25 protein-coding genes are annotated in these 25,581 nt (G+C 70.0%); 11 read left to right on the forward strand and 14 right to left on the reverse strand.

The window, feature by feature from the left end; translation table 11 throughout:
• Window positions 1-36: 36 nt before the first annotated feature.
• Together ACHZD8_RS12115 and ACHZD8_RS12120 are read left to right on the forward strand one after the other, a co-directional pair.
• The gene (locus tag ACHZD8_RS12115; RefSeq protein WP_394770681.1) at window positions 37-702 is read left to right on the forward strand and encodes a GntR family transcriptional regulator; all 666 of its coding nucleotides are present in this window, start codon (window positions 37-39) and stop codon (window positions 700-702) included.
• A 3-nt stretch (window positions 703-705) separates the two neighbouring features.
• A complete protein-coding gene (locus ACHZD8_RS12120; protein WP_394770682.1) occupies window positions 706-1,947 on the forward strand; it encodes an alpha-hydroxy-acid oxidizing protein in 1,242 nt (413 codons plus the stop codon).
• Window positions 1,948-1,951: 4 nt separating this feature from the next.
• Here ACHZD8_RS12120 and ACHZD8_RS12125 read toward each other — a convergent pair whose 3' ends face one another.
• The gene (locus ACHZD8_RS12125; RefSeq protein WP_394770683.1) at window positions 1,952-2,731 is read right to left on the reverse strand and encodes a TetR/AcrR family transcriptional regulator; all 780 of its coding nucleotides are present in this window, start codon (window positions 2,729-2,731) and stop codon (window positions 1,952-1,954) included.
• Here ACHZD8_RS12125 and ACHZD8_RS12130 point away from each other — a divergent pair.
• Window positions 2,673-3,635: a zinc-binding dehydrogenase gene (locus ACHZD8_RS12130; RefSeq protein WP_394770684.1), complete on the forward strand. Its 963-nt coding sequence runs from the start codon at window positions 2,673-2,675 to the stop codon at window positions 3,633-3,635. The genes ACHZD8_RS12125 and ACHZD8_RS12130 overlap by 59 nt on opposite strands.
• Before the next feature lie 64 nt (window positions 3,636-3,699).
• On the opposite strand, the gene ACHZD8_RS12135 is transcribed toward ACHZD8_RS12130, so the two are convergent.
• Together ACHZD8_RS12135 and ACHZD8_RS12140 are read right to left on the reverse strand one after the other, a co-directional pair.
• Entirely contained in the window at window positions 3,700-4,293 is a 594-nt protein-coding gene (locus ACHZD8_RS12135) for a dihydrofolate reductase family protein (RefSeq protein ID WP_394770685.1), read from the reverse strand.
• A gap of 367 nt (window positions 4,294-4,660) precedes the next feature.
• The gene (locus ACHZD8_RS12140; protein ID WP_394770686.1) at window positions 4,661-5,437 is read right to left on the reverse strand and encodes an IclR family transcriptional regulator; all 777 of its coding nucleotides are present in this window, start codon (window positions 5,435-5,437) and stop codon (window positions 4,661-4,663) included.
• Between the two features lie 157 nt (window positions 5,438-5,594).
• Between ACHZD8_RS12140 and ACHZD8_RS12145 the strand changes: the two genes are divergently transcribed.
• The gene (locus tag ACHZD8_RS12145; protein ID WP_147784434.1) at window positions 5,595-6,149 is read left to right on the forward strand and encodes a DJ-1/PfpI family protein; all 555 of its coding nucleotides are present in this window, start codon (window positions 5,595-5,597) and stop codon (window positions 6,147-6,149) included.
• 21 nt (window positions 6,150-6,170) lie between these two features.
• Here the strand turns inward: ACHZD8_RS12145 and ACHZD8_RS12150 are convergent, their stop codons facing one another.
• The 5 genes from ACHZD8_RS12150 to ddaH are packed head-to-tail and all read right to left on the reverse strand — an operon-like array spanning window position 6,171 to window position 10,191.
• Window positions 6,171-6,584, reverse strand: a complete 414-nt coding sequence (locus tag ACHZD8_RS12150; RefSeq protein ID WP_394770687.1) for a type II toxin-antitoxin system VapC family toxin — start codon at window positions 6,582-6,584, stop codon at window positions 6,171-6,173.
• On the reverse strand, window positions 6,577-6,858 hold the full coding sequence (locus ACHZD8_RS12155; RefSeq protein WP_394770688.1) for a hypothetical protein: 282 nt from the start codon (window positions 6,856-6,858) through the stop codon (window positions 6,577-6,579). The genes ACHZD8_RS12150 and ACHZD8_RS12155 overlap by 8 nt, the downstream gene beginning before the upstream one ends.
• Before the next feature lie 41 nt (window positions 6,859-6,899).
• Window positions 6,900-8,072: a low temperature requirement protein A gene (locus ACHZD8_RS12160; RefSeq protein WP_394770689.1), complete on the reverse strand. Its 1,173-nt coding sequence runs from the start codon at window positions 8,070-8,072 to the stop codon at window positions 6,900-6,902.
• Window positions 8,073-8,092: 20 nt separating this feature from the next.
• Window positions 8,093-9,334: an ornithine--oxo-acid transaminase gene (gene rocD, locus ACHZD8_RS12165; RefSeq protein WP_394770690.1), complete on the reverse strand. Its 1,242-nt coding sequence runs from the start codon at window positions 9,332-9,334 to the stop codon at window positions 8,093-8,095.
• A complete protein-coding gene (gene ddaH, locus ACHZD8_RS12170) occupies window positions 9,331-10,191 on the reverse strand; it encodes a dimethylargininase (RefSeq protein ID WP_394770718.1) in 861 nt (286 codons plus the stop codon). Before ddaH ends, rocD begins: the two co-directional genes overlap by 4 nt.
• 152 nt (window positions 10,192-10,343) lie before the next feature.
• On the opposite strand from ddaH, the gene ACHZD8_RS12175 reads away from it, so the two are divergent.
• Window positions 10,344-10,784, forward strand: a complete 441-nt coding sequence (locus ACHZD8_RS12175; RefSeq protein WP_331899203.1) for an Lrp/AsnC family transcriptional regulator — start codon at window positions 10,344-10,346, stop codon at window positions 10,782-10,784.
• A 70-nt stretch (window positions 10,785-10,854) separates the two neighbouring features.
• Here the strand turns inward: ACHZD8_RS12175 and aceB are convergent, their stop codons facing one another.
• Together aceB and aceA are read right to left on the reverse strand one after the other, a co-directional pair.
• On the reverse strand, window positions 10,855-12,483 hold the full coding sequence (aceB, locus tag ACHZD8_RS12180) for a malate synthase A (RefSeq protein ID WP_394770691.1): 1,629 nt from the start codon (window positions 12,481-12,483) through the stop codon (window positions 10,855-10,857).
• 183 nt (window positions 12,484-12,666) lie between these two features.
• Window positions 12,667-13,983: an isocitrate lyase gene (gene aceA, locus ACHZD8_RS12185; RefSeq protein WP_394770692.1), complete on the reverse strand. Its 1,317-nt coding sequence runs from the start codon at window positions 13,981-13,983 to the stop codon at window positions 12,667-12,669.
• 136 nt (window positions 13,984-14,119) lie between these two features.
• On the opposite strand from aceA, the gene ACHZD8_RS12190 reads away from it, so the two are divergent.
• Window positions 14,120-15,595 carry a helix-turn-helix domain-containing protein gene (locus tag ACHZD8_RS12190; protein WP_394770693.1) on the forward strand — a complete coding sequence of 492 codons (1,476 nt, stop codon included), beginning with the start codon at window positions 14,120-14,122 and terminating at the stop codon, window positions 15,593-15,595.
• Entirely contained in the window at window positions 15,592-15,948 is a 357-nt protein-coding gene (locus ACHZD8_RS12195) for a GntR family transcriptional regulator (RefSeq protein WP_394770694.1), read from the forward strand. The genes ACHZD8_RS12190 and ACHZD8_RS12195 overlap by 4 nt, the downstream gene beginning before the upstream one ends.
• A 340-nt stretch (window positions 15,949-16,288) precedes the next feature.
• On the opposite strand, the gene ACHZD8_RS12200 is transcribed toward ACHZD8_RS12195, so the two are convergent.
• Window positions 16,289-19,783, reverse strand: a complete 3,495-nt coding sequence (locus ACHZD8_RS12200) for a proline dehydrogenase family protein (protein ID WP_394770695.1) — start codon at window positions 19,781-19,783, stop codon at window positions 16,289-16,291.
• A 156-nt stretch (window positions 19,784-19,939) separates the two neighbouring features.
• On the reverse strand, window positions 19,940-20,524 hold the full coding sequence (locus tag ACHZD8_RS12205; protein ID WP_394770696.1) for an NADPH-dependent FMN reductase: 585 nt from the start codon (window positions 20,522-20,524) through the stop codon (window positions 19,940-19,942).
• Window positions 20,525-20,607: 83 nt separating this feature from the next.
• On the opposite strand from ACHZD8_RS12205, the gene ACHZD8_RS12210 reads away from it, so the two are divergent.
• The 3 genes from ACHZD8_RS12210 (at window position 20,608) to ACHZD8_RS12220 (ending at window position 22,946) form a co-directional block, all read left to right on the forward strand.
• Window positions 20,608-21,117, forward strand: a complete 510-nt coding sequence (locus ACHZD8_RS12210) for a MarR family winged helix-turn-helix transcriptional regulator (protein WP_394770697.1) — start codon at window positions 20,608-20,610, stop codon at window positions 21,115-21,117.
• On the forward strand, window positions 21,114-22,664 hold the full coding sequence (locus ACHZD8_RS12215; protein WP_394770698.1) for a phytoene desaturase family protein: 1,551 nt from the start codon (window positions 21,114-21,116) through the stop codon (window positions 22,662-22,664). The genes ACHZD8_RS12210 and ACHZD8_RS12215 overlap by 4 nt, the downstream gene beginning before the upstream one ends.
• 90 nt (window positions 22,665-22,754) lie before the next feature.
• The gene (locus ACHZD8_RS12220) at window positions 22,755-22,946 is read left to right on the forward strand and encodes a hypothetical protein (RefSeq protein WP_394770699.1); all 192 of its coding nucleotides are present in this window, start codon (window positions 22,755-22,757) and stop codon (window positions 22,944-22,946) included.
• A 6-nt stretch (window positions 22,947-22,952) separates the two neighbouring features.
• On the opposite strand, the gene ACHZD8_RS12225 is transcribed toward ACHZD8_RS12220, so the two are convergent.
• Window positions 22,953-23,498, reverse strand: coding sequence for an acyl-CoA thioesterase (locus ACHZD8_RS12225; protein WP_394770700.1), 546 nt, complete (start codon window positions 23,496-23,498; stop codon window positions 22,953-22,955).
• A gap of 48 nt (window positions 23,499-23,546) precedes the next feature.
• The gene (locus ACHZD8_RS12230) at window positions 23,547-24,509 is read right to left on the reverse strand and encodes a DNA-3-methyladenine glycosylase family protein (protein WP_394770701.1); all 963 of its coding nucleotides are present in this window, start codon (window positions 24,507-24,509) and stop codon (window positions 23,547-23,549) included.
• 159 nt (window positions 24,510-24,668) lie between these two features.
• Between ACHZD8_RS12230 and ACHZD8_RS12235 the strand changes: the two genes are divergently transcribed.
• Window positions 24,669-25,538 (forward strand): rhodanese-related sulfurtransferase, encoded by an 870-nt coding sequence (locus ACHZD8_RS12235; RefSeq protein WP_394770702.1) that lies wholly within the window; start codon window positions 24,669-24,671, stop codon window positions 25,536-25,538.
• The last annotated feature ends 43 nt before the right edge of the window (window positions 25,539-25,581 follow it).

A 25,581-nucleotide genomic window follows, 5' to 3' on the forward strand; every position in this document is an offset into this window, starting at 1 on the left:
TGCGCCAGACCGCGCGGCTCGTATACTTGTATAACAATGTCCGTGTCACTGAAGACCACGTCCCTCCCCGAGGCCGTCTACGAGGCGCTCCGGGAGAGCATCGTCACGGGCTCGGCAGCGCCGGGGTCCCTCTTGACCGAGACCGCCATCGCCCTGCAGTACGGGGTCGCCAGGCCCACGGCGAAGGCGGCGCTCGAGCGGCTCGTGAGCGAGGGCCTGCTCACCCGGCAGGCCCACCACGCCGCGCGCGTGCCGCAACTCGACCGGGACGACATCGTCGACCTCTACGCGAACCGCGCCCTCATCGAGGAGGCCGCCCTGCACAATCTCGCGATGGCCGGCGCGGTGCCTCCCACGGCCCTCGCCCTGCAGCGGCAACTCGAGGAGCACGTGGCCAACGACGACCGCGCGGCCCTGGCCCGAACCGACATCGACTTCCACCGCGCCCTCGTGCTCGCCCAGCAGAGCCCCCGGCTCGGTCGGCTGCACTCGCTCATCATGGGCGAGATCGAGCTGTGCATCGGTCAGGTGCAGGCCCACCAGCTGATCAGGCCGTCGGATGTCGCCCAGCAGCACCAGGGCATCCTCGACGCCGTCGCGGTAGGCGACATCGCCCTCGCCGGCCGGCTCACCCGGGAGCACATCTTCAACGCGCGCGACCGCCTGCTGCGCAAGTTCGACGACGACCACAACGAAAGCTGAGCCATGTCCTCCCTGCAACGACGATTCCCCCGCCCGCGCGATCTCGCGCCGCTCATGCACTTCAAGACGCCGGAGCTCAACGCGAAGAAGCGCCGCCTGAGGAACGCCCTCACCATCCACGACCTGCGCACGATCGCCAAGCGCCGCACTCCGAAGGCCGCGTTCGACTACACCGAGGGCGCGGCAGAGGCGGAGATCTCGCTCGCCCGCGCCCGCCAGGCGTTCGAGGACATCCAGTTCAACCCCGGAATCCTGCGAAACGTGTCGGTGGTCGACACCTCGTCCACGGTGCTCGGCGGCCCGACGGCCTTCCCGTTCGGCATCGCCCCCACCGGCTTCACCCGCATGATGCAGAGCGAGGGCGAGATCGCCGGGGCCGGCGCCGCCGCCGCGGCCGGCATCCCGTTCGCGCTCTCCACGATGGGCACGACCGCGATCGAGGACGTGAAGGCGACGAACCCGAACGGCCGCAACTGGTTCCAGCTCTACATGTGGAAGGACCGCGAGCGGTCGATGGCCCTCGTGGACCGCGCCGCCGCCTCCGGCTTCGACACCCTGCTGGTGACGGTGGATGTTCCGGTCGCCGGGGCGCGCCTGCGCGACAAGCGCAATGGCTTCTCCATCCCGCCCCAGCTCACCCTGGGAACCGTGATCAACGCCCTGCCGCGCCCCGAGTGGTGGATCAACTTCCTCACCACCGAGCCACTCGCCTTCGCCTCCCTCGACCGCTGGAGCGGAACCGTCGGCGAGTTGCTCGACACCATGTTCGACCCCACGGTCACCTTCGAGGACCTCGCCTGGATCAAGGACCAGTGGCCGGGCAAGCTCGTGGTCAAGGGCGTGCAGAATCTCGACGACGCCAAGCGTCTCGCCAGCATGGGAGTGGACGGCATCACGCTCTCCAACCACGGCGGCCGCCAGCTCGACCGGGCGCCGATCCCGTTCCACCTGCTGCCGGAGGTCGCTCGCGAGGTGGGGATGGACACCGAGATCCATCTCGACACCGGCATCATGAGCGGCGCGGACATCGTGGCCGCCGTGGCTCTCGGCGCCAAGTTCACCATGGTCGGCCGCGCCTACCTCTACGGGCTGATGGCCGGCGGCCGCGAGGGAGTGGACCGGGCCATCGAGATCCTCGGCGAGCAGATCGTGCGCACCATGCGCCTGCTCGGAGTGAACTCGCTCGAGGAACTCACCCCGGCGCACGTCACCCAGCTGGAGAGGCTCGCTCCCCGCGCGCGGTAGCGAGTCAGACCGCGAGCATGGCGGCGGCGACCCGGGCCGGCGGCGGGAGACGCATGCCCGGTCCCGAGTCCCGGAAAGCCTCGATCGCGAGGGCCGAGAATCTGCGCGCTGCGGCGAGCCGCTGGTCGGTGGTCGCCGCCGAGATTCCGCGACCGGCCATGAGCATGAGCACCAGGTCGTCGAGTACGACATCGGGTCGGAGCGCTCCAGCCCTCTGCGCGCGTCGGCAGAGGTCGGCGAGGGAGTTCAGCATCGCCGCTCGGTGGGCCGTGAAGTCGACAGTGTTCGGGAATGTCGAGAGGAATGCATCGGTAAAGCCCTGATTCTGCGCGTTCAGTTCGCCGATACGCACAAGGTAGGAACAGAATCCGCGCCACGGGTCAGGGTCGGCGCACGCCTCGGCGACGATCGTTCGGCAGGCGTGAAGCTCATCAGCGAACGCGGCATCGATGAGGTGCTGCTTGGTCGGGAACCGTCGGTAGAGCGTCGCGGGGCCGACGCCGGCCTGCCGGGCGATCGCACGCATCCGTACGTCGAGGCCTCGCTCGGAGAACAGGGTTCGCGCTGCGTCGAGCACTCGTTGCCTGTTGTCTTCGGCATCGGCCCTGAGCATGTGAGGCAATCCGTCTGGCATGGTTCTCACTTTAGCAAAGTGGACGGGGGCGTCCGTTACTGTCCTGATGAGCGGGAATCCTCGCCGAAGCGCAAGGACAAGGGGCAGCGAAATGCAGGCAGTGAAGATCCGAAGCTTTGGTGATGCGCACGGATTGGCGGTGGTCGACATGCCCGAACCGGTCGTCGGGCCGGGCCACGTGCTGATTGAGACCGAGGCGATCGGAGTCGGCGGCGTCGACGCGGTCATCCGACGCGGAACACTCGGCACCGGCTTTGCCGTGGGACTCATCCCCGGCAGCGAGGTAGCGGGGCGCGTGATCGAAGTCGGCGACGGGGTCGATCCGACGTGGATCGGGCAACGCGTCTGGGCGTTCACCGGCCTCAGTGGCGGGTACGCCGAACGCGCGATCGCCGCCGTCGATGATGTGACCTCTCTTCCGGCGGATCTCTCGATGATCGATGCCGTGACCCTCGGAACTGCCGGCCCGGTGGCCCACTTCGCGCTTGCGCATGCGCGCTTCACCACCGGTCAATCGGTGCTGGTGCGCGGCGCTGCTGGGAGCATCGGCATCATGGCCGTGCAATTGGCGGCAGCGGGTGGCGCGAAGGAGATCGGCGTGACAACCTCGTCTCCCGAGCGCGGCCATCGACTTCGGGCGTTCGGCGCAACAAGCCTGCTCGACCGTTCCGGGAAGAGGCACGAGGGTGGGGAGTCGGCTCCGTCCGACCTCGTCTTCGACCTCGTGGGCGGGGAGGCCATGCCGACCTTCTTCGAGCATCTCGCGCCGAACGGTCGCATGGTCTCGGTAGGCGTCGTCGCGGGCTATCCCCCCGCTGACTTCGGCATGCCGCTGATGCGCGCCTTTCAGAAGTCGCTGTCATTTGGCACGTTCAGCCTGGACACGGTGCCCGTTCTCGAGCGCAACCTCGTGCGCGCTGACCAGTTTGAGGCGGCTGCCCGAGGCGTACTGCGAGCCGTGGTCCACGATGTGCTCCCTCTCGCGAAGGCCGAGGAGGCGCACCGGCGCATGGACGCGGGCGAGGTCTTCGGCCGGATCGTGCTGACGCCATGACGGAGATGCGCGCGCCCGTCTCGATCCGGGTCGACGACCGCACCGAGATCGAGCGCGGACTGCCCTACATGTCCCGCAGTTCGACCTCGCCCGCGCGCTCGTACACCAGTGACACGGCGCCCTTCGGGAAGGTGCGCGCCGGCTGCGCCAGCCGGAACGTGGCGGGGATGGTGCCTGCGGCGAAGAGGCGTTTGCCCTGCCCGAGGGTGACCGGGTAAAGGTAGAGGTGCAGACGGTCGAGCACGTCCGCCGCGATCAGCGAACGGATGAGCACACCGCTGCCGAACGTGTGCACCTCGTCGTACTCCTCCCGAAGCCGGCCGGCGGCAGCGGCATCCGGCAGCACTGTCGTGCCCTCCCAGCTCGGATCGGTCAGCGTACTGGAGACGACGAACTTGGGCACCCGGTTGAGAATGTCGCCGATCTGGCCCGACTGGTGCGGCCAATAGGCCGCGAAGATGTCGTAGGTCTTGCGGCCGAGGAGCAGGGCGTCGATGCGCTCGATCTCGGCGCCGATGGTCTCGCCGGCCTCATCGTCGGAGACCGGCGCCTGCCACCCACCGAACGCGAAGCCGTCCGAGGGGTCCTCCTCCCGACCACCGGGCGCCTGGTAGACCCCGTCGAGCGTGAGGAACATGTTCGCGACGATGCTGCCCACGGAGGCGTCCTTCCGTCAGCCGACGCCCGGTGCGGCGGCGCACTGCCTCCATCCTCTGGCACTCGCCGGGGGCTGTCCACTCCGGGCACTTTCCCGTTCGCGCGCCTGATCGGCCCCACTCGGTGCTCACCCGCGGTCGCTTCCCCTAACGCCGCGGTCCTTCTCGTGATCGACCCCCTCCTCGGGTGAGTGGGCAAAACTGCACCCAAACCCCGAGTCTTGCCGCCACTTTTGCCCACTCGAGTGCTGGCGGGATGCGCGTGGGTGCCCGACCAACGCCGGATGCGCGTAGGTGCTCGACCCGCTACGGGTGCACACAGTCCCCGGCCTGGATTCGGAAGACACTGAACCCCCTAAGGGGCTGCGGTCACTCGACCTGGGCCGAGACGTGCCAGGCCCCGCGCCGCACCGCCTTCTCGAGCTCTCCGGACCGGCGGGAGAAGTCGGCCGCCGAGACGGAGACCGACACCGCCCCGATGACCTTGCCGCTGCGGGCCCGCACAGGGGCCGCGATGCAGGCGAGCAGCGGCGTGTACTCCTCCACCTCCACGGCGATCTGCTGGGCGCGCACCTCGTCGAGCTGCTCGCGCAGCTTGGCCGCGTCGGTCACGCTGTGGGTCGTCAGGGCCCGGGGGTTGTGGCGCTCGAGAAAGCGCGAGAGCGACGCGTCATCCATCGCCGCGAGCATGAGCTTGCCGAACGCGGTCGCGTGCGACGCCTCGGCGAACCCCACGTGCAGCTGCCCGATGCGGGGATGTTCCGGCGAGTCCTCGATGTGCGCCACCGCGATGTCCTCGCCACGGAACACGGTGAGATAGGCCGGGGCGTGCACCGCGTCGTGCACCGAGCGGAGGGTGGCCCGAACCTGGTCGGTGGCCACAAGCTGGTAGCGCAGCGCGCGGCCGAGCGTGTCGACGGTGCGGCCGAGGATGTAGCGGTGGTTCGCCGCCTGCCGGCTCACGAAGTCCTGCCGCTCGAGGGTCTTGAGCAGGCGGTAGGTGGTCGAGAGGGTGAGGTCGAGTCGGCCGGCCAGCTCCTGGGCGGTGGCGCCCGACGGCGCGGCGCCGATCTCGCCGAGGAGGGCGAGCACGCGCTCGGCGGACTGGATGCCGGACCGGTCGGAGAACTGCGTCGGTGCAGACATAGGGCGAGTCTAGGCCGTGCGCCGCCCCGTGTTCGAGGCTCATCGGCCCCCGTTTCGCAGATGCTGCGAAACCGCGTTGCCTCCGCGCGCCCCGGGGCAGACGCTTGGTTCATCGGCCCGTGTGACGAGCCCGATTTCGCATACAGAGAGGTATGACATGGCCAAGATCATCATCCTGACCGGGGACGCCGCCGAGACCCTCGAGGTCTTCTATCCATACCAGCGCCTGCGCGAGGCCGGCTACGAGGTGCACATCGCGGCCCCGACCAAGAAGAAGCTGCAGTTCGTGGTGCACGACTTCGTCGACGGCTTCGACACCTACACCGAGAAGCTCGGCCACATGTGGGATGCCGACATCGCCTTCAAGGACGTGGACCCGTCCGACTACGTGGCCGTGGTGGTGCCCGGCGGCCGGGCGCCGGAATACATCCGCAACGACGAGGACGCGAAGCGGATCGTGCGCTACTTCTTCGAGAAGAACGCGCCGGTCGCCGCCCTCTGCCACGGGCCTCTCCTGCTCGCTGCGGCCGGCGTTCTCCACGGCCGCACGACCTCGGCCTACCCGGCGCTCCAGCCGGACGTGGAGCTCGGCGGCGGCATCTTCGAGGGCGGCGCCGGCGTCGTCGACGGCAACCTCGTCTCCGGACGGGCCTGGCCGGACCACCCGGAGTGGATGCGGGAGTTCATGAAGCTGCTCGCGACGATCGAGTAGGCGCGCGAGTAGCCAGCGGCCTCAGCGGGGGCTGCGCGTGCGAAGACCGAGCTCGCGCGCGCCCTCGATGAGCCGCTGGTCGTACGCAATCACGACATCCGCGTCGAGCAACACCGCCGTGGCGAGGTGGATGGCGTCGGCACTCCTCAGCGTGACGGGCGAGAGCCGGCGGGCGAGGGCGACGACCGCGCCATCCATCACCCCCTCGGAGATCCCGGAGAGGGCGATGTCGGCGAGCAGGCGGATGTCGTCCGGGTTCTCGAAGCCGAGCCGCGACCTCAGCGCCCGCGTCACCTCCACCCAGGCGAGGGATGAGGCGATGAGCACGTGGCCGCGCTCCACCCCGAAGGACAACTCCTCCTCGAGGGCATCCGACTCGACCTCCGCGACGGCCCGCTTGATCAGGGCGCTGCTGTCGACGTAGAACCTAGCCACGATCGGAGCGACCCAACAGGTCGCTCGACCGCATCGACGTGGGCAGCAGCAGTCGCTGGCCGGCGCGCGCGAAGCGCGAGCGCGGCGGAAGCAGGCGGTCGGGCGCCGCCGGCCCCTCGGTCGGCGCGGCGGGCGAGGGCGGCTCGGCCCCGTCGAGGCTCAGGTAGCTGGCGATCGCCGCCCGGATCACGTCTTGCTGCGACCGGTTGGACCGCTCGGCCTCGGCCCTCACCGCCGCTTCGGCCTCGGCCCTCAGCCTCAGATTCGTTGCCATTCGGCCATGGTACCGGACTGGTACCGAATCGGTACCAGCGTTCAGGCGACCGTTTCCCCGCGACGTCGAGGGTCCGCAATGGTGACCGCCGCGAGTGCCGCGGCGACCAGGGCGATCGCGAGCACCGACGACGGGAGTCCGTTCGCCGGGGCCGCGAGCGGCACGGCCAGAATCAGGGCGACGGCGATCGCGACGGCCGCCGGCCGGATCGCGAGCCGGCTCGCGAGGGGCGCGTGCAGGGCGGAGAGCGAAGCCAGGAAGAGCGCGACCGGCACGGCCAGAGCCAGCGCCGCCCCGGCATCCGACAGGTGCGCCTCGCCGGCCCCGTGCTCCACCGCCACCTCGAGCGCCGCCCCGACCGCCGCGAGCGAGGCGAAGATGACGTAGTGGCCGTAGCCCCAGAGGAAGGAACGGTTGCGGCGGGCGGCCAGGCCGGCCCCCGCCGGCTCGAGGTAGTACAGCCACCAGAGGGCGAAGAGCAACACGAGGCCGCCCACGGCCACCTCCACGAGACCGGCGCTCACCCCGGTCGCCGAGAGGCTCCCCTTCACCGCGATCGTCGCGGCGGACACCGACTCGCCGAGCAGGATGATCGTGAACAACCCGTAGCGCTCCGCGATGTGATGCGGATGCCACGAGGTGCTCCCCGTGCGTTCGGCCCACAGCGGCACCGACAGGTCGAGGACCGCCAGCACGACGAACGAGGCGACGCCGAACTCGGGCGGAAGCGCCAGCCTCGCCACCCAGCCGAGCTGCACCAGCGTGACGCCGCCCGCGTAGCGGAACGCCGTGACCCTGCCCTGCGGATGCTCGACTCCGGCGCGAATCCACTGGCTCACCAGGCCCACCCGCATGATGAGGTAGCCGACGGTCACGAAGACGTAGTCCTGACCCTCGAACGCCGCCGGCACGCCCGCCGCGAGCACGAGAACCCCCGCCATCTGCAGCATCGTGAGCAGACGGTACGGCACGTCGTCGATGTCGTAGGCGGAGGCGAACCAGGTGAAGTTCATCCACGCCCACCAGATGGCGAAGAACACCATGAGGTACGGCACGATCCCATCCAGGCCGTGCCCCTCGGCGAGCGGGGCGGCGACCTGGGAGATCGCCACCACGAAGGTGAGGTCGAAGAGCAGTTCGAGCGGGCTGGAGGCGCGGTGCGGCTCGCTGGGGTTGCGCGCCACCATGCGGCCGCGGATGCTGGGCGACGTCATCCGCCCAGCATAGGCAACGACTACCTCGCGGCGGCGAGCTCCTGCAGCACTGCCTCGAGCTGTTCGACTGCCCAGTCCAGGTCGGCCGCCTCGACAACGATGGGCGGCGCGAGACGGATGGTGGACCCGTGGGTGTCCTTGGCGAGCACGCCGCGCGTCACGAGAAGCTCGCAGACCTCGCGGCCGGTGGCGAGCTCTGGATCGATGTCGATTCCCGCCCAGAGGCCGACGCCGCGCACGGCGAGCACTCCCTTGCCGACCAGGCGATCGAGAGACGCGTGCAGGCGCAGCCCCAGGGTGCGCGAGCGCTCCTGGAACTCCCCGGTCTCGAGCAGGCCGATCACCGCGCGGCCGACGGCCGCCGCGAGCGGGTTGCCGCCGAAGGTGGAGCCGTGCTCGCCCGAGCCGAGAACGCCGATGATGTCGGCGTTTCCGACCACGGCCGAGACCGGCACGATCCCGCCGCCGAGCGCCTTGCCCAGAAGGTAGAGGTCGGGCACGACCCCGACGTTGTCGCACTGGAACGTGGCCCCGGTGCGACCGAGGCCGGACTGGATCTCGTCCGCGATGAAGAGCACGTTGCGCCGCGCGGTGATCTCACGCACCGCCGGGAGGTAGTCGGCCGGCGGAACCAGGATGCCCGCCTCGCCCTGGATGGGCTCGATGAGCACGGCCACCGTGTTGTCGTCGATGGCCGCCTCGAGGGCCGCGGCATCCCCGTAGGGCACCGAGCGGAAGCCCGGCGTGAACGGCCCGAAGCCGTGACGGGCCACCGGATCGCTCGAGAAGCCCACGACCGTGATCGTGCGGCCGTGGAAGTTGCCCTCGGCCACGATGATGTTGGCGTTCTCCGGCTCGACGCCCTTCACGCGGTAGCCCCAGGCGCGGGCGACCTTGATGCCGGACTCCACCGCCTCGGTTCCCGTGTTCATCGGGATGACCATGTCCTTGCCGGCGAGCTTGGCAAGCGCGGCGACGAACGGGCCGAGCTGGTCGTTGTGAAACGCCCGGCTCGTGAGCGTGACGCGGTCGAGCTGCGCCTTCGCCGCGGCGATGAGCGCCGGATGCCCGTGCCCGAAGTTCACGGCGGAGTACGCCGCGAGGCAGTCGAGGTACTTGCGACCCTCGACATCCGTGACCCACGCGCCCTGCGCCGTCGCCACCACCACGGGAAGCGGGTGGTACGTGTGGGCGATGTGGGCGTCCTCGAGCTCGATGAGCTGCGCGGAGGCCGAGGTCGACAGGCCGGAGATCACGCTCATCGTCGCAGCTCGAGGGTGCAGCACTTGACGCCGCCGCCGCCGAGCAGCAGTTCGGAGAGGTCGACGCCGATGGGGTTGTAGCCGCGCTCGAGCAGCTGGCGCTCGAAGTCCTTCGCGCGGGCGGCGATCACGACGTTGTGGCCGTCGCTGAAGGAGTTGAGGCCGAGAACCGCCGCGTCCTCCTCGTTCACGAGGATGGCGTCCGGGTAGCGCTCGCGGAGCACGGCAAGCCCGGCCTCGTTGAAGGCGGACGGCAGGTAGGCGATGTTCGGCGACTCGCCGGGGGCCGGCGCGGGGTCGAGCACGGCGATCGCGGTGTCCAGGTGGTAGAAGCTCGGGTTGACGAGCTCGAGCGTCACGACCTCGCGGCCGTAGATCTCGCCGATCTCCTGGTGGCTGTTGGATGCACTGCGGAAGCCGGTGCCGGCCAGGATGGCGTCGCCCACGAGCAGGAAGTCGCCCTCGCCCTCGTTCACGTTCTGCGGCTCGCGCACGTCGAAGCCGTTGGCGCGGAACCAGTCCATGTACGCCGGGCCCTCCGGCTGGCGCTCCTTGTACGTGAAGCTCGCGCCGTAGGCGATGTTGTCGAGCACGAAACCGCCATTGGCCGCGTAGACCATGTCGGGCAGGCCGTCGATCGGGTCGATGAGCTCCACGTCGAATCCGAGTTCGAGGTACGTGTTGTACAGCACCTCCCACTGGCGAACGGCGAGCGCCGTGTCGGTGGGGAGCCGCGGATCCATCCACGGGTTGATGCGGTACACGACGGTGAAGAAGTCGGGGCGACACATCAGCACGGTGCGCTTGGTGGCGACGCGCTGAGGGGTCTTTTCGATGCTGGGTGCAGCATCCGTAATGGGAGTGGTGGCCGACACGAGGGCTCCTTTGGAGATCGGGGTGTGGGGTCGTTCCAGTGTCACACGCACACATCAGAACATTCAGCGCTTAAGGCGCACAAAATCGCTGAAATTGCACCCTGCAGCACAAATATAAACCGTAAGGTAGGGCCATGGACAGCCTGGACTACGGCATTATCGACCTTCTTCGCCAAAATGCGCGTGCCGGATACGGCGATATCGGCGAGGTGATCGGGCTTTCGGCGTCCGCAGTGAAACGGCGCGTGGACCGGCTCGTCGCCGACAAGGTGATCCGCGGCTTCACCATTCAGGTCGACCCTGCCGTCGACGGGCTCGGCACCGAGGCATACGTCGAGCTGTTCTGCCGCGGCACCGTGGCGCCGGAGGAACTGCGGCGCATCCTCTCCGGCGTGCCCGAGGTGGTGGATGCCGGCACCGTCACCGGCAGTGCCGACGCGATCGTGCACATGCGCTCGCGCGACATCCCGTCGCTCGAGCTCGCCCTCGAACGCGTGCGCGTCGCCCCCAACGTTGACCACACCCGCAGCGCGATCGTTCTTTCGAAGCTCATCCACCGCTCGCGCGAGTCCTAGCGCCACACGCGATCGTGCCCGTCCGGCACCGGGGTGACGAACGGGCACGGGTGCCGATGATCCGGCCGGGTCAGGCCGCGACGCCCACCCTCTCGCTCTCGCGCGGGGCGCGCTCCGCCTCCACCAGGTACCGCGGGTAGGCGGCCACCGTGAGGAAGGTGGGGAACTCCTCCTGCAGCGCCACCTCGCGGAACACCTCGATGGCGTCGGCGAACCGGCCGCCGGTGAGCCCCAGCTCCGCGATGTAGCCCTCGATCAGCGGCCGGGTGATGGCAGTCTCCTCCTCGGTGACCGTGTCCTGGTGGATCCACTGCCAGATCTGCGAGCGGCTGATCTCGGCCGTGGCGGCATCCTCCATGAGGTTGTCGATGGCCGCCGCGCCCACGCCGCGCAGCCAGGACTCGATGTAGCGGATGGCGATCGCCACGTTGCCGCGCACGCCGGCATCCGTCACCGTGCCCCCGGCCGAACGAATGTCGAGCAGCTGCTCGGCGGTCACCGACACCTCCGGGCGCTGCCGGTCGAGCTGGTTCGGCCGGGAGCCGAGCACGGCATCGAACTCGGCGCGCGCGGTGGGGATGAGGTCGGGATGCGCGACCCAGGTGCCGTCGAACCCGTCGCCGGCCTCGCGCTTCTTGTCCGCCGCCACCTTCTCGAGCGCCTGCTCCGTGACCAGCGGATCGCGCCGGTTGGGGATGAATGCCGACATGCCGCCGATCGCGTGAGCACCGCGCTTGTGGGCGGTCTGCACGAGAAGCTCGGTGTAGGCCCGCATGAAGGGCACCGTCATGGTGATCTGGGTGCGGTCAGGCAGCACGAACCACTGGCCGCGGCCGCGGTAGTTCTTGATGATGCTGAAGATGTAGTCCCAGCGGCCGGCGTTGAGGCCGGCGCAGTGGTCGCGCAGCTCCCAGAGGATCTCGTCCATCTCGAACGCGGCGGGGATCGTCTCGATCAGCACCGTGGCCCGGATGGTGCCGTGGTCGATGCCGATGGCCTCCTCCGAGAAGCTGAACACGTCGTCCCAGAGCCGCGCCTCGAGGTGCGACTCCAGCTTGGCCAGGTAGAAGTACGGGCCCCGGCCGAGCTCGATCAGTCGCTTCGCGTTGTGGAAGAAGTAGAGGCCGAAGTCCACGAGCGATCCGGATGCCGCGGTGCGGCGGCCGGTGCGGTCGACGTAGGTGAGGTGCTTCTCCACGAGGTGCCAGCCGCGCGGACGCATGACCACGGTCGGCTGCGCGCCGGTGACCCGGTACTGCCTGCCGTCGTCGTTCGTGTACTCGAGCCGCCCGCGGAAGGCGTCGAAGAGCGAGAGCTGGCCCTCGATCACGTTGCCCCAGGTGGGGCTCGTGGCATCCTCCTGGTCGGCCAGCCAGACGTTCGCTCCGGAGTTGAGCGCGTTGATGGCCATCTTGCGGTCCGTCGGGCCGGTGATCTCCGCCCGGCGGTCTTCGAGACCGGGCCCGGCGCCGGCGACGCGCCAGGAGTCATCCGCCCGGATGGCCGCGGTCTCGGGCAGGAATCGCAGGTTGCGGCCGTTGCCCAGGTCGTAGCGCACCTGCATGCGGGCGGCGAGCCGGTCGTGCCGGCGGCCGGCGAAGCGGTCGTGCAGGTCGGCCAGGAAGCGCAGCGCCCCCGGCGTGAGGATCTCGTCGTAACGATCGCGCAGCGGGCCGGCGATCTCGATTCGTGAAGTCATGGTCGTTCTCTCTTTCCTGAAGATGTGGTTGCCCCTTGGTCGCCCGGCCCTCACTTCCGAAATCCATGCATTTCTGGATGCCACCCGGCGTGTCGCACCACGACACGCGACGGTCGGCGAAGAACGCATGGATTTCGGAAGGGGAAGGGAGGGGTGGGAAGGGAGGGGTGGAGGCGAGCGGGATCAGTGAAACTGGGCCGTCTCGGTGGAGCCGGCGAGCGCGAGGGTGGCGCTCGTGGGGTTGAGGGCGGTGGCCACGCGGTCGAAGTACCCGGTGCCGACCTCGCGCTGGTGGCGCGTTGCCGTGTAGCCGTCTGCCTCGGAGGCGAATTCGGCCTCCTGCAGTTCGACGTAGGCGCTCATGTGCCGCTCGGCGTAGTCCTTCGCGAGCGTGAACATGGAGTGGTTGAGGGCGTGGAAGCCCGCGAGGGTGATGAACTGAAACGTGTATCCCATCGAGGCGAGCTCGCGCTGGAACCGCGCGATCGTCTCGTCGTCGAGGTGCGACTTCCAGTTGAACGACGGCGAACAGTTGTAGGCCAGCTTCTTGTCGGGGTACACGGAGTGGATGTGCTCCGCGAAGGTCCTGGCCAGCTCGAGGTCGGGCTCCGAGCTCTCCACCCAGAGCAGGTCGGCGTACGGCGCGTAGGCCATCCCCCGGGCGAGAACCGTCTCGATGCCGGGCTTCGTTCCGTAGAACCCCTCCGGGGTGCGCGTTCCGTCGAGGAACGGCCGGTCGCGTTCGTCCACGTCGCTCGTGATGAGGTTCGCGGCGAGCGAGTCCGTGCGGCCGATGATGATGCTCGGCACGCCGGCGACGTCGGCGGCGAGGCGGGCGGCGCTGAGGGTGCGGATGTGCTGGCTGGTCGGCACGAGCACCTTGCCTCCCATGTGCCCGCACTTCTTCTCCGACGCGAGCTGGTCCTCCCAGTGCACGCCCGCCGCGCCGGCCTCGATCATCGAGTGCATGAGCTCGTAGGCGTTGAGCGGTCCGCCGAAGCCGGCCTCGGCATCCGCGACGATCGGCGCCATCCAGTCGGCGGCCTCGCCGCGCTCGCTGAACTCGATCTGGCCGGCCCGCAGCAGCGCGTTGTTGATGCGGCGCACCACGGCCGGAACCGAGTTGGCCGGGTAGAGGCTCTGGTCGGGGTAGGTCTGGCCGGAGAGGTTGGCGTCGGCGGCCACCTGCCAGCCGGAGAGGTAGATGGCCTTGAGGCCGGCCCGCACCTGCTGCACGGCCTGGTTGCCGGTGAGGGCGCCGAGCGCCGCAACCCACTCGGGGCTGTCCTCGGAGCCGTTGGACCGGATGAGCTCCCACAGCTTCTCCGCCCCGCGCCGGGCGATGGTCTGCTCCTCGCGCACCGGACCGCGCAGGTCGATCACGTCCTGGGCGGTGTAGTCGCGGCGGACGCCGTCCCAGCGAGGGTCGAGCTGCCACTCGGTCTCGAGTTCGGTCGCGGTCTGGATCTGGTCGCCTGGGCGACGGGCTGAGTAGGTCATTGCGTGCTCCCGGTCGTGGAAATGATTGCTTCTCTTCGACTATTGGGCCTGCGGGAGGGGTCTTCACCGAGAAAACTCGCAGAAGATTCTCGATTCTTCTGTTTCGCGGAAGAAGCCCGCATGCCACCATGGAGGGATGACGACGACCGAGCTCCGCGGAGCGGACGATGAAGAGATGCTCGACACCCTCACCCTCGGCCGCCGTATCCGCCACCTCCGCACCGAGCGGGGGATGACCCTCGACGACCTCGCCTCGGCCGTCGGCCGCGCCCCGTCGCAGGTCTCGATGCTGGAGAACGGCAAGCGCGAGGCGAAGCTCGGCGTGCTGCAGTCGGTGGCCCGGGCCCTGGAGGTGCCGCTGGACGAGCTGCTCTCCACCGAGGCGCCCACCGGCCGTGCCGCGCAGGAGATCGCCCTCGAGCTGGCGCAGCGCGGTCCGCTGTTCCGTTCGCTCGGCCTCCCAGCCTTCCGGGTCGGCAAGTCGATCAGCGACGAGGCCCTCGAGACCATCCTCGGCCTGCAGCGGGAGCTCGAGCGCCTGCACCGCGAGCGGGCGGCGACGCCCGAGGAGGCCCGCCGGGCGAACACCCGGCTGCGCACGGTGATGCGCTCGAAGAACAACTACTTTCCGGAGCTCGAGGCGCACGCGAAGACGCTGCTCGCCGCGGTCGGGCACGCGGGCGGCCCGCTCTCCCAGCGGGTGGCCTCCGACCTCGCCGCCCACCTCGGCTTCTCCCTGCACTACGTGAAGAACCTGCCGCAGACCACCCGATCCGTCACCGACCTCAAGAACGGCCGCATCTACCTCCCGCTCGGCGCCTCGGTCGCGCGCGACCCCCGGTCCGCGCTGCTCCAGGCCCTCGCGAGCTTCGTGCTCGGCAACCCGGAGCCGAAGGACTACGGCGAGTTTCTCGCCCAGCGCGTGGAGACCAACTACCTCGCCGCAGCGCTGCTCATCCCCGAGGCGGGCGCCGTGAACTTCCTGCGCGAGGCGAAGGAGCTCAAACAGCTGTCGGTGGAAGATCTGCGCGACGCCTTCGCGGTGAGCTACGAGACCGCCGCGCACCGGTTCACCAACCTCGCCACCGAGCACCTGGGCATCCCGGTGCACTTTCTCAAGGTTCACGAGAGCGGCACGATTCTCAAGGCCTACGAGAACGACAGCGCCGCCTTCCCCACGGACGCGCTCGGCGCCGTGGAGGGCCAGCTGGTCTGCCGCCAGTGGAGTGCGCGGCAGGTGTTCGACGTGGAGGACCGGTTCAGCCCGTACCACCAGTACACCGACAAGCCGGCCGGCACATACTGGTGCACCTCGGCCATCCAGTCGACGCCGCAGGGCGACTTCTCGGTGAGCGTGGGCACCCCGTTCGCCACCGCGAAGTGGTTCCGCGGCCGGGACACCGTCAACCGGCGCGTCTCGACCTGCCCGGACGAGGCCTGCTGCCGTCGCGCCCCCGCCGACCTCTCCGCCAAGTGGGAGCAGTTCTCCTGGCCGAGCGCGCGGCTCAACTCGAGCCTGCTCGCCGCGATGCCCTCCGGTACCTTCCCCGGAGTGGACAGCACGGAGGTGTTCCAGTTTCTCGAGACCCACGCGCCGGCGGCTGACTCATGACTCTGGCCATCAACCCGAAGTCGAGCGTTCCCCCGTTCGAGCAGTTGCGCGTGCAGCTGCTCGAGCAGGTGGGCACCGGCGAGCTCGCGCCCGGCGCCAAGCTACCGACCGTGCGGCGCCTGGCCGACGATCTGGGGCTCGCCCCGAACACCGTCGCGCGGTGTTACCGCGAGCTCGAGCGGGACCAGATCATCGAGACCCGCGGCCGCAATGGCACGTTCGTGAGCGCCCACGGGGATGCCGCCCACCGGGAGGCGCAGGTCGCCGCCCGCGAGTACGCCACCCGCATCCACAAGCTCGGCGTGGACGAGGCGGAGGCGCTGGCCATCGTCGCGGCGGCCCTTCGCGGGTAGCGGTCGGCTCTACCTCGGCGGTGCCCACGGTCGCGGCCCACGGTCGCGGCCACGGTCGCGGCCACGGTCGCGGAGGGAGAGAAGCCGCGCTGCGGCGGGGAAATGTGCTCGCGGAGGGAGTCACGTCTCCCGCCGCGAGGCAGTCTCTCCCGCCGCGACGCGAGCCCCACTGGACGGGCTGCGCCAGCGGGCTGCCCTTGCCGGGTCGCGCGAGGCCAGCCCCTCGCGGAGGGAGTTATCCCGCGCTGCGGCGGGGAAATGTGCTCGCGGAGGGAGTCACGTCCCCCGCCGGCACGCTCTTTCCCCCGCCGCGAGGCGACATCTCCCGCCGCGAGCGTGCTCAGATCACGACGATGGTGGACGGGTCCGGGTTGCCGAAGCGGTGCGCGGTGATGCTCACCGCCTGCTCGTGCAGGAACGGCAGCAGCTCGAGCCGGCCGGAGACGGTGACCGGTCCGGCGAAGATCGCCACATCCGGATCCCCGCCGAGCGCGAGAGCGAGGGCAAGCCTGTCCCCGCCGATGAGCCGGATGCGGCCGGGCGTGCCGTTGCCGACGGGCGCCTCGCCGGACTGCAGTCGCGCGTGCCAGCGCGCGTCGGACTCCACGACGACCTCGCCGACCTCCACCGGCGATGCCGGCCCGCCGAAGAGACGCACGAGCCCGGCCGCGAGCGGCACCGATGAGCTGATCGTCAGCGGGGCGCCCGCGAGGCTGGCCGCCGCGATCACGCGCACAAGCTGGGCGGGAGAGGCACCCTCCGCCAGGCGAACGGTGACCGGCACCGGCCGGTAGCGGAAGACGTTCCGCTCGACGACGAGCCCCGAGACGTCTCGGGAGCCACCGTACTCCGCGGCCCAGGCCCGCTGGTCGCTGACCGCGCCGGCCCGTACGAGGTCGAACTCGAGAAACTCCATGCCCGGCTGGGCGGCTTCGATCACGGCCGCCACGCGGTCGCTCAGGCCCTCGAGCACGACGCTCGTGCCCGGCTCGGGGAACACCGGCTGCCAGTCGCCGAGGGTGAGCAGGTAGTTGGGGCCGCCCGCCTTCGCGCTCGCGCCGACCGTGGACCTCTTCCAGCCGCCGAACGGCTGCCGGCGAACGATCGCCCCGGTGATTCCGCGGTTCACGTAGAGGTTGCCCGCCTGCACCGAGTCGAGCCAGGTGGCGATCTCGTCGGAGTCGAGCGAATGGATGCCCGCCGTGAGCCCGTAGGCCGGCGCGTTCTGCAGCTCGATCGCCTCCGCGAGCGAATCGGCGTGCATGATTCCGAGCACCGGCCCGAAGTACTCGGTGAGGTGGAACTCGCTGCCGGGGGCGACGCCGTCGCGCACACCGGGGGACCAGAGCCGGTTCGACTCGTCGAGCGCGCGCGGCTTCACGAGCCAGGATTCGCCCTCGTCGAGGGTCGTGAGCGCCTTTTGGAGCTTGCCGTGCGCCGGCTCGACGATGGGGCCCATGATCGTGGTCGGATCCTGCGGATAGCCCACCCGGAGGGTCGTGACCGAATCCACGAGCTGGCGCCGGAAGCGCTCCGACCTGGCCACGGATCCCACGAGGATCACGAGGCTCGCCGCCGAGCACTTCTGGCCGGCGTGGCCGAAGGCGCTCTTCACGACATCCGCCACCGCGAGATCGAGATCGGCGCTCGGCGTGACGATGATGGCGTTCTTGCCGCTCGTCTCCGCGAGGAGCGGCAGGTCGGGCCGCCAGGAGCGGAACAGCTGTGCGGTCTCCCAGGCCCCGGTGAGGATCACCCGGTCGACGGCGGGGTCGGACACGAGCTGCCTTCCGAGCTCGCCCTCCTCGATGTCGACGAGACGGAGCACGTCGCGCGGCACCCCGCCCGCCCAGAGTGCCTCGACCAGGACGGCGGCGCTGCGGCGCGCCTGGGGGGCGGGCTTGATGATGACCGCGGCCCCGGAGGCCAGGGCCGAGAGCACGGAGCCGGCCGGTATCGCCACGGGAAAGTTCCACGGCGGCGTCACCACGACGAGTCTTGACGGCACGAACTGTGCGTGCTCCACCCGGTCGAGCTCGCGGGCCCGCTCGGCGTAGTAGTGCGCGAAGTCCACCGCCTCGCTGACCTCGACGTCGCCCTCGGCGATGGTCTTGCCCGTCTCGCTCGCCATGACCTCGATGAGGTCGGCCCGTGCCGCGGCGAGTGCCTCCCCCGCGCTGTGCAGCACGGTGGCCCGGGTGTCCGCCCGGCGCTGGCCCCACTCGGTGCCGGCCGCCACGGCCTCGGCGATCAGTCGTTGGAGCGCTGCGGGGTCGGTGATCCGGGCCGCGGCGATCCCGTCGATGCCGAGACGCGACTCGGCGACCCGGGAGAGGATGCCGCGCCCCCACTCGCGATTCGCGGCGACAGCCGGATCGGTGTCCGGTTCGTTCGAGAACTCGCGCGGCGCACCGTCGATCGGCAGCGGCGGCACCGGCTGGGTGCGGTCCTGTCGCCGGTTGGAGCGGGGAACGGCACGATCCAGCGCGCGCACCGACGCGAGGAACCGCTCGGCCTCCCTGGCGAACACCGTCTCGTCCTGGGCGAGCTCGAAGACGCCGGACATGAAGTTCTCGCTCGACGCGTTCTCCTCCAGGCGGCGGATGAGGTACGAGATCGCCGAGTCGAACTCGCCCGGGTGCACGACCGGCGTGTAGAGCAGCAGGCCGCCCACGTCGCGCTTCACGGCATCCGCCTGGCCCGTGGCCATGCCGAGCAGCATCTCGAACTCGATCCGGCTGTCCACCTGGCGCTCCTTGGCGAGGAGCCACGCGTGCGCGACGTCGAACAGGTTGTGTCCAGCGATGCCGAGCCGAACCGCGTCCGTGCGCTCCGGGGTCAGCGACCAGTCGAGCACTCGCTTGTAGTTCGTGTCGGTGTCCTGCTTGGTCGAGTAGGTGGCGAGGGGCCAGCCGTGGATCACCGAGTCCACGTGCTCCATGGCGAGGTTCGCGCCCTTGACCAGACGCACCTTGATGCCGGCGCCCCCGGCGGCCCGGCGGGCAGTAGCCCAGGCGGTGAGGTCCTGCATCGCGGCAAGGGCGTCGGGCAGGTAGGCCTGCAGCACGATTCCGGCCTCGAGGTTCTTCAGTCGCCCCTGCTGCAGGATGCGCTTGAACACCGCGATCGTGAGGTCGAGGTCGCGGAACTCCTCCATGTCGAGGTTGATGAACTTGCGCGTGGCAGACACCGCAGCGAGTTCGTAGAGCGGGGTGAGCCGCGCCACCACCCGTTCGACGGTCTCGTCGAACGACCACATCGAGAGCTGGGCGGACACCGAAGACACCTTGATCGAGACGTAGTCGACGTCGTCCCGCTCGAGCAGTTCGCGCGTGCCGTGCAGCCGGCGGTCGGACTCCTCGTCCCCGAGCACCGCCTCGCCGAGCAGGTTGAGGTTGAGCCGGATGCCGGATCCGCGCAGCGCGGACATGCTCTTGTCGAGGCGCTTGGGCGTCGCGTCCACGATGAGGTGGCCCACCATCCGGCGCAGCACGGCGCCGGCGATCGGCACTATCGGCCACGGGATGAGCGGGGCGAAGCCGCCGCCGAGCTGGATCGCGAAGCGCATGTACCAGGGCAGGAAGGCCGGCACGGCGCGGGAGAGCCGCTCGAGGTTGCGGCCGGCGACCCGCAGGTCCTCCGGGCGCACCACCCGGTCGACGAAACCGATGGTGAAGTCGAGCCCCCGGGGATCCTTGAGCACGCCGGCGAGGCGCTCCGCGGACTTGTCCGGGGCGACATCCGTGCTTTCGGCGAGCCAGCGGCGGACGGTTTCGATGGCCTCCACCGCCAGGGGGTCGAGGTTCACAGGCGAATCGGGCGCGTACGTCGACATGCTACGAGACTACTTGCGCGACGAGCGGCGCGTTCCGCCGCGGGGCGCACGGCACGTGCGTGCAGCGGCCCCGCAAGCAAGAGTTCGCCATTTCGACCGCCCGCGGCGCTCCGGTTGGGCCGATTCCGCCCGCCCCGGCGCACTCCGCAGTCTGGATCAGGCCGCGGCGAGCTCTCCCGCACTCTCGCGGAGCGGCTTGAGCGCACCCGCCCAGGCCACCGTCTGGTCGAGCACCGCGTCGAGCTGGGCCTCGTGTCGCGCGGTAGGAATGAAGGTCGTGTAGTTCTCGAAGTCCGACAGCACCGAGAGGCCGAGCTGGGCGCGCACGTCGGCGATCTGCAGCTCGGCGACCACGAGCCGAAGGTGCTCGACCGCCCGGGAGCCGCCGCCTGCCCCGTAGCTCACGAACCCGGCCGACTTGTTGTTCCACTCGGCGTAGAGGTAGTCGATCGCGTTCTTAAGCACCCCGGAGGTGCTGTGGTTGTACTCGGGGGTGACGAAGATGTAGCCGTCGAACTCGGCGATCTTCTCCGCCCAGGCCTTCGTGTGGGCGTTCGCATACTGGCCGCGCATCGCCGGAACGGCCTCATCGAGGTGCGGCAGGTCGTAGTCGAGCAGGTCGACCAGCTCGAATTCGGCGTCGGTGCGCTTGGCCGCGACGGTGTCCACCCAGCGGGCGATCGTGCCGCCATTGCGTCCCGGACGGGTGCTTCCGATGATGATGCCGATCTTTACAGACACAGTGAGCCTCTCCTGAGAGTTTGGTGATGCGTCAACATAATCACACAATGGTTGATGTATCAACAAACGAGTAGAATGGCTTAATGAGCGAATCCGACGCCCTGAGCGACAGCGAGCTGGAGGTCTGGCGCGCCTTCTACGTGATGCGCCGGCGGCTCGACCGCGCCCTCGACCTGCAGTTTCAGCGGGACTCCGGCATCTCGGCCTCAGAGTACGAGGTGCTCTTCACCCTCAACGACGCGCCGAATCGCCAACTGAGGAGCCGGGACATCGCCGCCGGCATCGGCTGGGAGAAGAGTCGGGTGTCGCACCTCGTCTCCCGCATGGAGAAGCGCGGCCTGGTGGCCAGGGCCGAGTGCGAGATGGATTTGCGCGGGTCCTGGATCGGCCTCACCCCCGACGGGCGGCGTGCGGTGCTGCGAGCGATTCGCGGCCACCTCGCCGCGGTGCGGCGCTATTTCTTCGACGCGCTCGAACCCGGGGATGCCGAGCGCCTGCTCAGACTCTCCGGCCGGGTGGTCGACGCCATCGGCTGTGCCGCCGACGAGGACTCGCCATCGGGCGACGCCACGCTGCACGGCGACGCCGCGTGAGCGGCCGGGACGTCGTGATCGTCGGCGGCGGGCACAACGGCCTCGTCGCCGCGACCTACCTGGCGCAGGCCGGCAAGTCCGTGACCCTGCTCGAGCGGCTCGACGACTTCGGCGGGGCCGCGGTCTCCACCCAGGCGTTCGAGGGAGTCGACGCGCGGCTCTCCCGCTACTCCTACCTGGTGAGCCTTCTTCCGGCTCGAATCATCCGGGAACTCGGCCTCGACATCCGCCTGCTGCGCCGGCGGTACTCCTCGTACACGCCGGAGCCGGGCACGAGCCGCGGCCTGCTCGTGGACAACGGCGACGCCCAGGCCACCGCACAATCCTTCGCGGCCGTCGGGGCCGCGGGCGACGCGGCCGCCTGGCACGACTTCTACGGACGCACGGCGCACCTTGCCCGCACGCTCTTCCCGAGCGTGTGCGAGCCCCTGATGACCCGGGCAGAGGCGCGGAGGGCGGTCGACGACGACCGCGCCTGGCACGACTTCATCGAGCGGCCCATCGGCGAGGTGATCGAACGCACCTTCGCGAACGACCTCGTGCGCGGGGTCGTGCTCACCGACGCGCTCATCGGCACGTTCGCGCCGGCCCACGACGCGACCCTCGCGGCCAACCGCTGCTTCCTCTATCACGTGATCGGCGGCGAGACCGGGGACTGGGACGTGCCGGCCGGCGGCATGGGCGCCGTCACCGGCGCGCTCGAGGGCGCCGCCCGCGACGCCGGCGCCACGCTCGTCTCCGGCGCGGAGGTGACCGCTCTCACCCCCGACGGCGAGGTGAGCTACCGCCACCTGGGCGCCGAGCGCACGATCGCGGCCTCCACCATCCTGGCGAACGTCGCGCCGCACGTGCTCGCGCGGCTGCTCAGCGAGCCGGCACCCGAGCGCCCGGAGGGCGCGCAGGTGAAGGTCAACCTGCTGCTCGAACGGCTTCCCCGCCTGCGCGACTCGGGCCTCGGTCCCGCCGCCGCGTTCGGTGGCACCTTCCACATCAACGAGAGCTACTCGCAACTGGAGGGGGCATACCGATCGGCGACCGCCGGCGAGCTGCCTAGCCCGCTGCCCGCCGAGATCTACTGCCACTCGCTCACCGACCCGAGCATCCTTTCTCCGGAGCTTTCGGCATCCGGCGCCCACACGCTCACCGTCTTCGGGCTGCACACGCCCGATCGGCTGATCACTCCGGAGAACAACGACGCGATGCGCGACTCGCTCACCCGGGCGGTGCTCGACTCGCTGGACTCGGTGCTCGCCGAGCCGGTGGAGCCGCTGCTGATGACCGACGCGGCCGGCCGGCCGTGCATCGAGACGAAGACCACCCTCGACCTCGACGCCGCGCTGCGACTGCCGGGCGGCAACATCTTCCACGGTCCCCTGTCCTGGCCCTTCGCCGACGAGGCGGATTCGCTGGCGACCCCGGCCGAGCGCTGGGGCGTCGCGACGGCCCACGACCGCATCCTGCTCTGCGGGGCGGGCGCGCGGCGCGGCGGGGGCGTGAGCGGCATCGGGGGCCACAACGCGGCGATGGCGGTGCTCGAGAGCCGCTGACCCGGGCCGTGGGATGCGGTCCGCCTCTTTACCTACGGGCCCGCCGCTGGCTAGGCTCTCTCGAAGCAGTACTCGAACAGGGAGCAAGCGATGGCAACATTCGACCAGTTTGCGAACCAGGGCGGTGCGGCGGCCGGGGACGCGGCAGAAGCGGCGGCCGCCCAGGCCTCGGCAGACGAACTCCTCAAGCAGACGGCGGACGCGGCGGGCGCAGCCGACTTCGGCGGAGGTCCGCTCGGCGAGCTCGACGAGCCGTCGGCGAGCGACCTGCCCGCCGACTAGCGCCGGTCAGTCCCACTCGCTCGGCGCCGACCCGCGCGCGGGCGGAAGGGCGACATCCGCCGCCCAGCGGGTGACCCACTCCGGCAGTGTGCTGCCGGAGATGTCGATTCCGGCCACCGAGGCGAGTTCCGCCGTCGACACCGTGCCCCCGGTCTTCCGCACGAAGCGCGACCGCATCGTCGCCCGCGCATAGACCTCGCCTCCGACCACGGCGCGCTGCTCGATGTAGACGGCCTTCTCGTCGTAACCGACAATGCGGGTTTCGATGGTGACCCGCTGCCAGGGCTGGAGGGAGCGCCGAAAACTGATGGTCTCGTCCGCCATCACCGGGTAGAAGCCGGCCCTCATCAGCCTGGGCAGCACCCCCGAGCGCTGCATGAGATCCATGCGCCCGAGATCCATGATCGAGAGGTAGACGCCGTTGTTCATGTGGCCGAGAACGTCGAGGCCGGTGGGCAGCACCCGGAAGCTGATCCGGCCGACGTCGTGCACGTCGAGTCCCCGGCGGTTGCGGCGAAGCCAGACGAGGACGGTCCTGAAGAGAAGGTGCACCGCTTCACGCTAGCCGACTGCTTCTCTTAGCCCAGTGTTCCTCGTCGCTCAGTGCGACCGGTGGTCCTGGATGGTCATCCGCGGTCCGAAACGCGGCTTGGCGAACCCGCTCGCCTCGATCAGCCGCATGACTCGCTGCCGATGGCCCGTCCACGGCGCGAGGAGCTCGAGCATTCCGTCGTCGTCCACCGGCTTGCCAATGAGCGCCCAGCCCACCACCGCCGGCAGGTGGTAGTCGCCGACGCTCACCGAGTCCGGGTCGCCGTGCGAGCGCTGGCTCGTTTCGGCCGCGGTCCACACGCCGACCCCGGGCACCGACCGCAGCCGCGACACGACGTCCGGCCCGCCCCGACCGAGGGCGAGTGTGCGCTCGAGCCCCGCGGCGACGGCGGCGGCGGCGAGCGCGGTGCGGGAACGCTGCGGCCCGACGCCCGCGCGATGCCACTCCCAGGAGGGGATCATCCGCCAGACGTGCGGCGACGGGAAGACCCTCATTCCGGCCGGGGCCGGACCCGGCGCCGGCTCGCCGTGCGCCCGGATGAGCTGGCTCCAGGCCCGACGCGCCTCCAGGCCGGTGACCTTCTGCTCGAGGACCGCGGCGAGAAGCATCTCGAAGACGAGGCCGGTGCGCAGCAGGCGCAGTCCCGGGTTGCGTCGCAGGGAGTCCGCCAGGAACGGGTTCTTCGACACGTCGAAATCGCCCGGCTCGTCGCCGTCGCCGAGCAGCTCAGGCACGCCGGCGATCGCCCACTCCGCGCCGTGCCCCCACGCGGTCGCCCGGATCTCGCGGCCTCGCTGGCTGAGGTGCAGGGTGGCCGGCCCGGCCGGGGTCGGCTGGGTGCGCCAGACTCCCGAACCGTCCCACACCATGGTCGGGTCCTGGCTGCCGCGGCTCAGCGGCCGGAGGGTGAGGCTCAGGCTGACGGGATGGCGCGGCAGGTAGGTGGAGCGCAGCGGCGCGGCGTCCGCCGAGCCGGCGGTCACGGCACCCGTCGCGCTCGGCGTCTCCATGCACAGCAGACTACGTCCCCCACCCCTCCCCTTCGAAAACCGGCAATCAATTCACCGTGATGTCATGTCGAATTGACATCGCGAAACCGGGGAGGGGTGCCCGGGCGCTGTAACCACGCAGCGGGGAGACCACGCAGCGGAGAAAAGTAGAATCGGTCGGTGGCCGTCCCCAAGATCCTGCTGTTCTACCGCTTCACGCCACTCGCCGACCCGGACGCGATCCGCCTCTGGCAGCGCGACCTCTGCGAGTCGCTCGGCCTGCGCGGCCGCATCCTCGTCTCGAAGGACGGCATCAACGGCACCGTCGGCGGCGAGTTGAAGGACGTGAAGCGCTACCTTCGCAAGACGCGGGAGTACGGCCCGTTCGCCGGGCTGGATGCCAAGTGGAGCGAGGGCCGCGGGGACGACTTCCCGAGACTGAGCGTGCGGGTGCGCGACGAGATCGTCAGCTTCGGCGCTCCCGACGAGCTGCGCGTCGACGAGAACGGCGTGATCGGCGGCGGCGAGAGGCTGAGCCCCGAGCAACCGCACGAGCTCGTGCAGCACGAGGAGGTGGTCTTCTTCGACGGCCGCAACGGCTTCGAGGCCGAGATCGGCCGGTTCGCCGGGGCCGTCGTGCCCGACGTCGCCACCACCCGGGAGTTCGTCGCCGAACTCGACAGCGGCAGGTACGACCACCTCAAGGACAAGCCGGTCGTCACATACTGCACGGGCGGCATCCGCTGCGAGGTTCTCTCCTCCCTCATGGTGAGCCGCGGCTTCGAGCAGGTCTACCAGCTCGACGGGGGGATCGCCCGCTACGGCGAGACCTACGGCGACTCCGGACTCTGGCAGGGCTCGCTCTATGTCTTCGACAATCGGATGTCGATCGACTTCTCCGAGGACGCCCTCACCATCGGTCGCTGCTACCGCTGCGGCGAACCGACCAGCCACATGCAGAACTGCGGCGAACTGTCCTGCCGCGAACAGCTCGTGGTGTGCGCGGAGCACGCCGCGACGACCGCCTGCCCGCGGCATCCACTGCCCTGACACGAACCCGGGCGCGGTCTGGCGAGGCTAGTGAACGGAGCGA

Source organism: Lacisediminihabitans sp. (genome assembly GCF_043726815.1).
GTDB lineage: Bacteria > Actinomycetota > Actinomycetes > Actinomycetales > Microbacteriaceae > Lacisediminihabitans.